We start from the raw sequence: 12,665 nt of genomic DNA, 5'->3' as shown, positions 1-12,665 counted from the left end.
CTGTTGCGCATGCAACAGCCCCCATCAACGGTACAGCATTTTTTCTATTCTTACAGCACTCCCGCCGGCAGGGCCATTTCCACCCCCGGCCCGATGGGCAGCCCCAGGGTCATCCAGCCAATCAGGAAGATGATCCAGGCAATCTGCAGGCAGACGGCAATGGGGATCAGGTTGGAGACCAGGGTCCCGATGGCGGCCTTGGGCATGTATTTTTCCTGGGCCACACTGAGGATCATCCACAGATAGGGGTTCATGGGCGTAAAGCAGTTGGTGGGAGAATCCCCCAGCCGGTACAGCAGCTGGGTAAAGCCCGGATGATACCCCAGCAGCATGAACATGGGGATGAAAATGGGGGCGAAGATGGCCCACTTGGCGGACCCGGAGGACATGAAGATATTCACCAGGCTGGTAATCAGCACAAACAGCACGCACATGGGCAGTCCGGTAAAGCCCACGTTCTTCAGGAAGTCAGCGCCTCCGATGGCCAGCAGGGTCCCCAGATGGGTCCAGCTGAACAGGGCCTGGAACTGGCCGCAGAAGAAGCAGAACACCACAAAGGCGCCCATGCCGCTCATCTGATGGACCATGGCCTTGTTCACGTCTTTGATGCAGGTGAAGGAACCGGTGGTGAAGCCATAGGTGAGCCCGGCCAGGCTGAACATGACGAACAGCAGGGGGATCAGGCCTTTCAGCAGCGGAGAACCCACAAAAGTGTGCCCGTCCTTGGACAACACACCGGTGAAGAACCCGGCAGCCAGGATCAGGATATAAATCACCACCACAAGAGCGGCCCGGTTCAGCCCCTTCACTTCGATGGGCTTCACCTCTCCCAGTTCTTCATCGGCCCCCGGTCCGTCATAGACCCCGAAACGGGGTTCCACGATCTTGATGGACACCAGGGCGATGATCAGAGCACAGAGGAAGGTGGAAGCGAACATGAAGTACCAGTTGCAGGTTACATCCACCGCAAAGACCCCGGCCTTGCCGAAGAACCCGTCAATGGCCTGGTTGGTCAGCCCCTGGAGCAGGGAATCAGTACCGGCGATCATCAGGTTGGCCCCGAAGCCGGCTTCTGCCCCGGCAAAGCCCACCATCATCCCCACTACAGGATGTTTCCGCACCCCGATGTAGGCAACGGCCGCCAGGGGCGGGATCACCACCATGGCCGTATCGGAGGCGATGTTGCCGCAGACCCCCAGGAACGCCACGATGAAGGGCACCAGGGAAGGCGGTACCCCTTTCATGCACCGGCGGAGCAGAGCCGCCAGCATGCCGGATTCTTCACAGAACCCGATGGCCAGGGTCATGGTAATCACCAGGCCCAAAGGAGCAAACCCGGTAAAGTTCTTCACCAGGGTGGTCAGCAGCCATTGGATGCCGGCCTTGGTGAAAAAGTTCTGGGAGGTGACGATTTTGTGGGAAGCGGGATTTTCCAGAGCAAATCCCGCCTGGGTGCAGATGGCCCCCACCACGGCTGTGATCACAAACAGGATGCAGAACAGGATGGCCGGGGGCGGCAGCCGGTTGCAGACCCGTTCCACGGTGTTGAGAAAACGGTCCAGCAGACTGCCTTTTGTTGCGTTCTTGGTTTCCATTGAGAGTCCTCCTTTGTTTCGGTTCCACTGGAAAGAGACAACATTTTTCTTTTTCCAAAAGGATCCGGATGTTCTCTGAAAAGAAATTCAGAGACATTGTCAAGAATATTACAAGATTTCTCCCATATTATATCAGAAACCAGGACAAAATTGTTGAATTTAAAATAATTTTCTGAAGAAAAGTCCATTTCATACGGACATTCTCGGGATATTTTTCATTTTTTGTTCCGACTTTCCACTCCAATTCGTTCCAGTCTCCTTGGTTCTGCAGCAAGAACATAGTTTGCTGATTTTAACAGAAAATTGCAGATTCTTTCTTTTCCATACTAAAGTGTATTCCCCCATCTCCAAAACAGAACAGCCCCATCCGCCTGCACCGTCCCTGCCCTTTCTATCCGGATTCCTTACTGGCACTGACAATGAGAAGTATCGTTCGGATGCCCTCCTTTCAACTGCCGTATTCCCCAATAAAAAAGAACCCGTCCGTTTGGGACGGGTTCTATCCATCGGCTCGAGACTCATGGCCCGAGACCCGAGACCGTGTGCCGCCTGGCGGCACACAAAACTTACAGCACTCCGGCCGGCAGGGCAATGCCCACGCCCGGTCCGAAAGGCAGACCCAGCATCATCCAGATCACCAGGAAGATGATCCAGGCTATCTGCAGGACAACGGCAATGGGGATCATGTTGGAAATCAGGGTCCCGATGGCGCAGTCCGGCATGTATTTTTCCTGAGCCACACTGAGGATCATCCAGATGTAGGGGCTCATGGGCGTGAAGCAGTTGCCCGGAGAGTCACCCAACCGATACAGCAGCTGGGTAAAGCCAGGATGGTAACCCAGCAGCATGAACATGGGAACGAAGATAGGGGCGAAAATGGCCCACTTGGCAGAACCGGAAGACACGAAGATGTTCACGATGGCGGAGATCAGGATGAAGGCGATACACATGGGAATCCCGGTGAAGCCCACACCCTTCAGGAAATTTGCCCCGCTGATGGCCAGCAGGGTGCCCAGTTTGGTCCAGTTGAACAGACCCTGGAACTGGCCGCAGAAGAAGCAGAACACCACATAGGCACCCATTCCGCTCATCTGTTTCACCATGGCGGAGTTGATGCTCTTCACATTGGTGAACTTTCCGGTGGTCTTCCCATATACAATGCCCGCAATACTGAACAGGAAGAACAGCAGCGGAATCAGGCCTTTCAGCATCAGGGATCCCACCACGGTCACACCGTCCTTGGACAGGACCTGGGTCTTGAAGCCCACGATAACGATGGCAATGTAGACCAGGCAGGCCAGGCCGGCATTGTGCAGCCCCTTGATTTCCAGGGGAGTCACTTCTTCCATCAGGGATTCTTCTTCGGATCCTTCATATTTCGGGAACCGGGGTTCGATGATGTGGATGGAAACCCAGCCGATGACAGCACCGCAGAGGAAGGTGGATACAAACAGGAAGTACCAGTTACAGGTCACATCCACTGCAAACAGCCCAGGAGCGCCCAGGAACGCATCGATGGCCTGGTTGGTGAGCCCCTGGAGCAGGGAGTCAGTCCCGGCCACCATCAGGTTGGCAGTGAACCCGGCCTGTGCCCCGGCATACCCTACCATCATGCCTACCACCGGATGTTTCTTGACCCCGATGTACACAATGGCGGCCAGAGGGGGAATCACGATCATCGCCGTATCAGAGGCAATGTTCCCGCAAGTCCCCAGGAAAGCAATCAGATAAGGAACCACCCCTGGAGGCACATTCTTCAGAGAACGTCTCAGCAGAGCCACCAGGAGACCGGATTCTTCACAGAACCCGATGGCCATGGTCATGGTGATTACCAGACCCAGAGGAGCAAATCCGGTGAAGTTCTTCACCAAATTGGTCAGCAGCCACTGGACCCCTGCCTTGGAAAACAGATTCTGAGAAACAACGGCCTTCCCCGTTGCCGGGTTGGTCAGGCTGAAGCCCGTGCTGGTCAATCCGGCACCAATCACAGCAGTAATAAGAAATAAGACCACGAACAGAATGGCGGGCGGCGGCAATTTGTTGCACACCGTTTCGATGGTGTTCAGAAAACGGTCCACCCAGGTTTGTTTTGCTGCGTTTTTTGCGACCATTGAATGACAACCCCCTTCAAAGAAAGTATTGTATGCTGAATGCAGTATATCAAAAACTGCATTGGAGCCAAAATATCAAACATTCTCATTCTTTCCAAAGGAATTGTTTATATAATACCATTATTTTCCTACCCTTGTCCAGTTTTTCTTTCCTCTGGACGTGTATACTTTCCATATGTTATAATCTGTACAAGTTTTACCTTATGATTTTGTAACAGGAAAGGATTGAAAGAAAAAATGGAAGAAGTTGTGATACAGATTTTCCCCAATATGACCGTATGGAAGCTACATTCCCTGAAAGAATACCTGATTTTCTTTCTTGTGCTCCTGACCGGGGTCCTGGTATTCTATTTTTGGATCCGGAAGATGAAGAAGAACCGGACTTTTGCAGGCGGAAGAAAACGGGTGTTAAAAGCTGTAAAATCTGGTTCTCGGGATGATTTTATTGAAGTTTCTCCTTTTTCATTCACTTTTTCACCAGATTCCATCTGTATCCTCCTTCCCCATGACATCCTGCTGTTTCGGGTAGTGTATCATGGATACAGAATACAAGGTTCGGAACGGGACGAACAATGGAAGTTGAAAGACAATTCTGGAATTACCGAAATTCCCAATCCCCTGCCACTTCTGGAGAAAGAACGGGAAAAACTGACAAAATCGCTGGAAACAGCCCACAGTCCCCTTTTACCCATCCATACTTTTATCATTGGAGCGGATAATTATGCAGACCCGGTGTTCCAGCTGGACGAAGCCTCCCGGGCCCACGCCTTGAGCCTGCCGGAACTGAAAAAGTGGATCCGGACAAGGAACCTGGAGCCCATCACAGAAAAAAAGCGCCAGGAGATCCTGGCGGGGATGAAATAAAAGGGGGTGTGAAAGGATTCACACCCCCGGTCGCGACTAAAAATAGGGTGCTGCACGAAATGTGCAGCACCCCATTTTTATTTATTCTTCCACCGGTGCTTCTGCAGTGTTGTCTGCTGCAGGTGCTTCGGTCGCAGCGGGAGTTTCCTCGGCGGCTTCTGCCGGACGATGGATCTTCAGCTGGATGTTCCGGTACTTGGGCATACCAGTCCCGGCAGGGATCAGTTTCCCGATGATGACGTTTTCTTTCAGACCCAGCAGCGGATCCACCTTGCCTTTGATGGCGGCATCGGTGAGGTTCCGGGTGGTTTCCTGGAAGGAAGCGGCGGACAGGAAGGAATCGGTGGCCAGAGAAGCCTTGGTGATCCCCAGCAGGATGGGATGGCCGGTAGCCGGCTGTTTCCCTTCGGCCAGGACTTCATCGTTTTCGTCTTCAAACTGGGCGATATCCACTACGGAGCCCGGCAGCATATTGGTGTCGCCGGCTTCGTCGATCTTGTACTTCCGCATCATCTGACGGACCATGACTTCCACGTGCTTGTCGTTGATTTCCACGCCCTGGGACTTGTAGACGCCCAGTACCTGCTGCACCAGATAATGCCGGGTAGCGGCAGGACCGGAAATCCGCAGGATGTCGTGGGGATTCAGGGACCCTTCGGTGAGCCGGTCGCCCACTTCCACTTTGTCCCCTTCGGCCACATGGATCTTGGCACCGTAAGGAATGTGGTAGGATTCTTCCGTACCGTCTTCCTTGTGGATCACCACGAAACGACCTTCGTCCTTTTCCTGGATTTCTACCGTCCCGGCCACTTCGGTCAGGATGCCAGGGTGTTTCGGTTTCCGTGCTTCGAACAGTTCTTCTACACGGGGAAGACCCTGGGTGATATCGTCAGCACCGGCAACACCGCCGGTGTGGAAAGTTCTCATGGTCAGCTGGGTACCCGGTTCGCCAATGGCCTGGGCAGCGATGGTGCCGACGGCTTCGCCCACTTCCACCTTCTTGGCGGTAGCCAGGTTCCGGCCATAGCAGGCACGGCACACCCCGAAGTGGGATTTGCAGGTCAGTACGGAACGGATCTTGACTTTTTCCCGGAGATCGGCAATCACATCAGCCATATCTTCGGTGATGTAGTCGTTGATGTGGTAAATGACCTTGCCGTCTTTGTCAGCAATGTCTTCCGCCAGGGTACGACCCACCAGACGGTCACGGAGAGATTCCAGCACCGTGCTCTTGTTCTTCCCGGAAGTGATGGCTTCCACATAGACGCCGTCCACTTCGTTGTTCCGGATCTTCAGTTCCTTTACAGTCCCGTCAGCCAGGATCTTTTCGATCACGTCAGCGGTGAACTTGTCTCCGGCCTTGGCCAGGACTTCGTCCTTTTCGTTGACAATGTCTTCTTCCACCTGTTTATCCAGGAAATGATGGGTCATGTGTTCCCGGAAGGCGGCTTTCACCTTTTCTTCCGGCACGTTGATGGCCACGGTTTCCGGTTCTTCGCCGCTTTCCTCATCAGCCGGATACAGGCTGATTTCCAGGATATGAGCGGCCATGAGACGGTCGTAGACTTCTTCGGTGACCACCGTGTCGGCTTCCGCCAGCAGGGAGTCATCTTCCGGATTCATGACGCCGGCAGCCAGGGTGCGGCCGATCACGTAATCCTTCAGCTTGTGCTGGCTGGAACCCAGGACAGCCTTGCAGAACCGTGCCCGTTCCCGTACCAGGTTCATACCCGTTACGTCGCAGTCGTCTTCCCGGACGATAACATCCTGGGCCACGTCTACCAGACGGCGGGTCAGGTACCCGGAGTCTGCGGTACGCAGTGCGGTATCGGTCAGACCTTTCCGGGCGCCGTGGGAAGAAATGAAGTATTCCAGAATGGTCAGGCCTTCACGGAAGTTGGATTTGATAGGACGGTCGATGATCCGGCCGGAAGGGTCAGCCATCAGACCGCGCATACCGGCCAGCTGACGGATCTGCTGCACGTTACCACGGGCACCGGAGTTGGCCATCATATATACAGGGTTGAAGGGGTCCATGGTGTGTTTCATCAGGGCATTGGCCACGTCTTCGGTAGCCTTGTCCCAGATGGCGATAACCTTGCGGTACCGTTCGTCATCGCTCATGAGACCGCGGTTGAAGATGGTTTCCACTTTGTCTACCTGCTTTTCAGCAGCAGCCAGGATGGAAGCTTTTTCTTTCGGGATCTTGATATCGGAAGCGGCAATGGACAGACCGGATTTGCAGGCGTTGTCATAGCCCAGTTTCTTGACGATATCCAGTACCCGGGCGGTACCGAAGTTGCCGTACAGCTTGTGGGCCTTGGCAACCAGACGGCCCAGTTCCTTCTTGTCGATCAGTTTGCCCAGGAGCCAGGTGCCGTCTTCCTGTTTGGAGTAATACCGCATTTCCACAGGCAGTTCAGAGTTGTAGATGATGTTGCCCATGGAGGTGGTAACCAGGCTTTCGCCCTTGTCGGAGGGTTCCGGGAAGATTTCCGCATTGGGAACCTTCACCTTGATCCGGGCCTGGAGGTCGATCACATGGTTGAAGTAAGCCAGACGGGCTTCGTCGAAGCTGATGAACCGGCGGCCTTCCCCTTTGGCTCCATCCTTGAAGATGGTCAGGTAGTAGGCCCCCAGTACCATATCCTGGGTAGGAACGGTAATGGGTTTCCCGTCTTTGGGTGCCAGGATGTTGTTGACGGACATCATCAGCACCCGTGCTTCAGCCTGGGCTTCCGCAGACAGAGGCAGATGGACAGCCATCTGGTCCCCGTCGAAGTCGGCGTTGTAAGGAGTGCAGACCAGAGGATGCAGCTTGATGGCCCGGCCTTCGGACAGGATCGGTTCGAAAGCCTGGATACCCAGTCTGTGCAGGGTCGGGGCACGGTTCAGCAGTACGGGATGTTCTTTGATTACGTCTTCCAGTACATCCCATACAGCGTTGGTAGCCCGTTCCACCATCCGTTTGGCGCTCTTGATGTTGGTGGCGGCGCCGGTTTCCACCAGGCGCTTCATCACAAAGGGCTTGAACAGTTCCAGTGCCATTTCTTTCGGCAGACCGCACTGGTGCATTTTCATTTCAGGCCCTACCACGATTACGCTACGGCCGGAATAGTCAACCCGTTTCCCCAGCAGGTTCTGACGGAACCGGCCCTGTTTCCCTTTCAGCATATCGGACAGGGATTTCAGAGGACGGGTGCCAGGGCCCGTTACGGCACGGCCCCGACGGCCGTTGTCGATGAGGGCATCCACGGCTTCCTGGAGCATCCGTTTTTCGTTCCGGACGATGATGTCCGGAGCCTGGAGTTCCTGGAGCCGTTTCAGACGGTTGTTCCGGTTGATTACCCGACGGTACAGGTCGTTCAGGTCACTGGTGGCAAACCGGCCACCGTCCAGCTGGACCATGGGGCGCAGGTCGGGAGGGATGACCGGGATTACATCCATGATCATCCATTCCGGCTTGTTGCCGCTCTTCAGAAAGGCTTCACACACGTCCAGACGGCGGACGATGTTCCGTCTTTTCTGGAGGCTGGTTTCCGTCTTCAGAGCTGCCCGCAGTTCCTTGGTCAGTTCTTCCACGTTGATTTCATGGAGCAGTTCCTTAATGGCTTCTGCGCCCATGCCCACCCGGAAAGTGGGACCGTATTCATCCAGTTTTTCCTGGTATTCCGCTTCGGTAAGCAGCTGTTTCTTGGTCAGGTTGGTATCCCCTGGATCCAGGACGATGTAGCTGGCAAAGTACAGGACTTTTTCCAGAGCTCTCTGGCCGATGTCCAGGATGGCGCCCATCCGGCAGGGAATCCCTTTGAAGTACCAGATGTGAGAGACAGGAGCGGCCAGTTCGATGGATCCCATCCGGTCACGGCGGACCTTGGAACGGGTGACTTCCACGCCGCATTTGTCGCAGACCACACCCTTGTAGCGGATGCGTTTGTACTTGCCGCAGTGGCATTCCCAGTCTTTGGTGGGCCCAAAGATCCGTTCACAGAACAGGCCGTCCCGTTCCGGTTTCAGGGTTCTATAGTTGATGGTTTCCGGTTTGGTCACTTCCCCGTGGGACCAGGCTCTGATCTTCTCCGGAGAGGCCAGACCGATTCTCATAGAATGAAATTTATTTACGTCCAACAAGAGCACTCACTCCTTCCTACTCTGCATCAGACCCGTTGTCGTCGCCGTTGTCATGGGAATCATCCAGATTCATGTTCCCGATATCGGCAATCACGTCGAAGTCGCTGCCTTCCGGCTGGTCTTCGTCAGGGCTCAGTTCTTCGCCGCTGGACTGGGCCGGGTTCTCTTCGCCCACATTGGCTGCGGTATGGGGAGCCTTGTTGGCCATATCCATATCCAGCTCTCTGGCGATGTCGCCCATTCCGATATCTTCGTCTTCATCATCCAGATCGATTTCATCATCGTCTTCATCCAGCACCTGGATGTCCAGACCGATGCTCTGCATTTCCTTCACCAGTACCTTGAAGGATTCAGGCACACCCGGTTCAGGGATGTTTTCACCCTTCACGATGGCTTCATAGGCTTTCACACGGCCCACCACGTCATCGGACTTGACGGTGAGGATTTCCTGCAGGGTGTAGGCAGCCCCGTAAGCTTCCAGGGCCCACACTTCCATTTCCCCGAATCTCTGGCCGCCGAACTGGGCTTTACCACCCAGAGGCTGCTGGGTAACCAGGGAGTACGGACCGGTGGAACGGGCATGGATCTTGTCCGCAACCAGATGGTGGAGCTTCAGGTAGTAGATGCAGCCTACGGTAACCGGGTTGTCGAAGGGTTCCCCGGTACGGCCGTCGTACAGGGTGGTCTTCCCGCTGGGATCCACACCAGCCAGCTTCAGGGTCTTTTCCATGTCGTCTTCCCGGGCGGAATCGAACACGGGCACAGCCACCGGCACTGCATGATCCACGGTTTCCGGCATGCCGTACTTATCCACATCGTAGCCGGCTTCCTTCAGTTCGCCTGCCAGTTTCGGGTCTCCGGATTCGATCCGCATCCCCAGGGCGCAGGCAGCCCAGCCCAGATGGGCTTCCAGGATTTGCCCGATGTTCATACGGGAAGGTACGCCCAGAGGGTTCAGCACGATCTGGACCGGTTCCCCGTTGGGCAGGAACGGCATGTCTTCTCTCGGCATGATCCGGGAAACAACACCCTTGTTCCCGTGACGGCCTGCCATCTTGTCCCCTTCACTGATCTTCCGTTTCTGGACAATATGGACGCGGACCTGTTTGCTTACGCCAGGGGGAAGTTCATCCCCGTTTTCACGGGTGAAGATCTGTACGCTGACGATGATCCCGGATTCCCCATGGGGTACCCGCAGGGAGCTGTCCCGGACTTCCCGTGCCTTTTCAGCAAAGATGGCCCGGATCAGCCGTTCTTCTGCGCTCAGTTCCGTTTCCCCTTTGGGGGTGACTTTCCCTACCAGGATATCCCCAGGGCGGACTTCCGCACCGATGCGGATGATCCCGTCTTCGTCCAGGTCCTTCAGGGCTTCTTCAGAAACGTTGGGGATGTCCCGGGTGATTTCTTCAGGCCCCAGTTTGGTATCCCGGGCGTCGCAGTTGTATTCTTCGATATGGATGGAGGTGAAGACATCTTCCTTCACCAGGTCTTCGCTGAGAAGTACGGCGTCTTCGTAGTTGTAGCCTTCCCAGGGCATGTAGGCGGCAATGGCGTTGCGGCCCAGAGCCAGTTCGCCATGGTCCGTGGCAGGACCGTCAGCCAGTACCTGGCCTTCTTCCACCTTGTCTCCCTTGAAGACGATGGGGCGCTGGTTCACGCAGGTGCTCTGGTTGGAACGTTTGAATTTCAGCACGTTATATTCATCGATGCCGGCACCGTCGGCCCGGGTCACGATGATCTTGTCGCCGCTGACGTATTTCACCGTCCCGGCATGTTTGGCCAGGATGCACACGCCGGAGTCCACGGCCACTTTGTATTCCATCCCGGTCCCTACTACAGGAGCCTTGGGGTTCAGCAGAGGCACAGCCTGACGCTGCATGTTGGCACCCATCAGAGCCCGGTTGGCGTCATCGTTTTCCAGGAAAGGAATCAGGGCTGCTGCAATGGACATAACCTGTTTCGGGGATACGTCCATGAAATCCACCCGGGTGGGAGGAATGGACAGCACGTCGTTCCGTTCCCGGCAGGTTACATGGCTGTTCACGAAGGACCCGTCATCGTTCAAAGGTTCGTTGGCCTGTGCCACGATGTAGTTGTCTTCTTCGTCGGCGGTCATGTAAACGATTTCGTTGGTAACCTTGCCGGTCTTCTTGTCCACTTTCCGATAAGGAGTTTCAATGAAGCCGTACCGGTTTACCACCCCGTAGGCGGCCAGAGATCCGATCAGACCGATGTTGGGGCCTTCAGGGGTTTCAATAGGACACATACGGCCGTAGTGGGAAACGTGCACGTCACGGACTTCGTAACCGGCTCTTTCCCGGGACAGACCGCCGGGCCCCAGAGCGGACAGACGGCGTTTATGGGTCAGTTCAGCCAGAGGGTTATTCTGGTCCATGAACTGGGACAGCTGGCTGCTGCCGAAGAATTCCTTCACAGCGGCCACCACAGGACGGATGTTAATCAGAGCCTGAGGCGTGATCACATCAGCATCCTGGAGAGTCATCCGTTCCCGGATCACCCGTTCCATACGGCTCAGGCCGATCCGGAACTGGTTCTGGAGCAGTTCCCCTACGCAGCGGACACGCCGGTTGCCCAGATGGTCGATGTCGTCCTTGCCTTCCATGCCGTCGATTACGTTCAGCAGGTACGCAAAGGAGGCGATTACATCAGCGGGAGTAATCACCCGTACGGATGCGTCGATGTCCTTGGTCACGATGATCCGTTCCGGTTTTTCCTGGTATTTCACCCAGACTTCCGCATAGCCCGGTTCGCTGTAAATGCCGCTTTGTTCGATTTTATCGATTTCATCGTCACCGATGATGGTGCCGGCCGGCAGGACCACTTCGCCCCGGGTTCCGTCGGGATTTTCGAAGGCAATGGGAGAAGTCAGTTCCTTGCCCAGCAGGCGCTGGCGCCAGCCCAGTTTCTTGTTGACCTTGTAACGGCCCACATTGGCCAGGTCATACCGCCGGTTGTCAGAGAAGATGTTCTTGATCAGCTGGGCGGCGTTTTCCAGGTTGGCCGGTTCGCCGGGACGCAGTTTCCGGTAGATTTCCAGCAGGGCATCTTCTTCGTTTTTGGTGGTATCCTTGGCCAGGGTAGCCATCAGGAAAGGATGTTCCCCGAAGGTCTGGATGATGTCGTCGTTGGTGGGCAGGCCCATTACACGGAGCAGTGCCGTAGCCGGCAGTTTCCGGGTCCGGTCCACACGGGCGTAGATAATGTCGTTCAGATCGGTTTCATATTCGATCCAGGCGCCCCGGTTGGGGATCACCGTGGTCCCGTAGAGGAATTTCCCCATGGGATCCATGTCCTTGGCGTAATAGACACCGGGAGACCGGACCAGCTGGCTGACAATGACACGTTCCGCCCCGTTGATCACAAAGGTGCCGGTATCGGTCATCAGAGGGAAATCCCCCATGAACACAGTGGATTCCTTGATTTCCCCGGTGTCCTTGTACAGCAGCCGTACATCCACGTTCAGAGGCGCCGCATAGGTGGCATCCTTTTCCTTGCAGGTTTCGATATCGTATTTGGGATCCCCGATGGTGAAGTTTTCAAAACTCAGTTCCAGGTTGTCCGTAAAATCCTTGATGGGAGAAACATCCTTGAACACGTCGTGCAGCCCTTCTCTTATGAACCACTCATAAGATTTTCTCTGCAGGTCAATCAGATGCGGCATCTTCAGGACTTCTTTGATCCGAGCATAACTGTACCGGATGCGGTCGCCATTATGTACCGGCTTAAACATGTGGTCTCTCACTCCTTTTCTCTAGGCAGGTATTTCGAAGAAAGTACCAAGAAATCTATCACACACAAAAAAACAAGGCAGTCAACACAATCAAGATTGATCAGCCTTGTATCCTGCAATGTCTCTCAGTCAGCATTTCGTGCTCCTCTCCTCACTTGAGCGGGAACGCGATGTCCAACCACTGAGCACTCGCGAAACCTATATAATCCTGCT

Annotated in this window: 5 protein-coding genes; 1 reads left to right on the top strand and 4 read right to left on the bottom strand. The window is 55.0% G+C overall.

From position 1 onward, the window contains the following. Positions 1 to 50 precede the first annotated feature (50 nt). Together ACTQY5_RS05815 and ACTQY5_RS05810 are read right to left on the bottom strand one after the other, a co-directional pair. Positions 51 to 1,595: an AbgT family transporter gene (locus tag ACTQY5_RS05815; protein WP_441368928.1), complete on the bottom strand. Its 1,545-nt coding sequence runs from the start codon at positions 1,593 to 1,595 to the stop codon at positions 51 to 53. 566 nt (positions 1,596 to 2,161) lie between these two features. Beyond that, positions 2,162 to 3,706 carry an AbgT family transporter gene (locus ACTQY5_RS05810; RefSeq protein ID WP_441368927.1) on the bottom strand — a complete coding sequence of 515 codons (1,545 nt, stop codon included), beginning with the start codon at positions 3,704 to 3,706 and terminating at the stop codon, positions 2,162 to 2,164. A gap of 225 nt (positions 3,707 to 3,931) precedes the next feature. Here ACTQY5_RS05810 and ACTQY5_RS05805 point away from each other — a divergent pair, with 225 nt between their 5' ends. Further along, positions 3,932 to 4,570 (top strand): hypothetical protein, encoded by a 639-nt coding sequence (locus ACTQY5_RS05805; protein WP_441368926.1) that lies wholly within the window; start codon positions 3,932 to 3,934, stop codon positions 4,568 to 4,570. A gap of 81 nt (positions 4,571 to 4,651) precedes the next feature. On the opposite strand, the gene rpoC is transcribed toward ACTQY5_RS05805, so the two are convergent. Together rpoC and rpoB are read right to left on the bottom strand one after the other, a co-directional pair. Then, the gene (rpoC, locus tag ACTQY5_RS05800; protein WP_288311019.1) at positions 4,652 to 8,701 is read right to left on the bottom strand and encodes a DNA-directed RNA polymerase subunit beta'; all 4,050 of its coding nucleotides are present in this window, start codon (positions 8,699 to 8,701) and stop codon (positions 4,652 to 4,654) included. 16 nt (positions 8,702 to 8,717) lie between these two features. Continuing rightward, a complete protein-coding gene (rpoB, locus tag ACTQY5_RS05795; protein ID WP_022487151.1) occupies positions 8,718 to 12,452 on the bottom strand; it encodes a DNA-directed RNA polymerase subunit beta in 3,735 nt (1,244 codons plus the stop codon). Positions 12,453 to 12,665 lie beyond the last annotated feature (213 nt).

It is taken from the genome of Acidaminococcus sp. HCP3S3_H5, from assembly GCF_052122235.1.
Lineage (GTDB): Bacteria > Bacillota > Negativicutes > Acidaminococcales > Acidaminococcaceae > Acidaminococcus.
The sequence above is the reverse complement of the archived record's forward strand: the minus strand, read 5'-3'. Positions and strand labels throughout refer to the sequence as shown.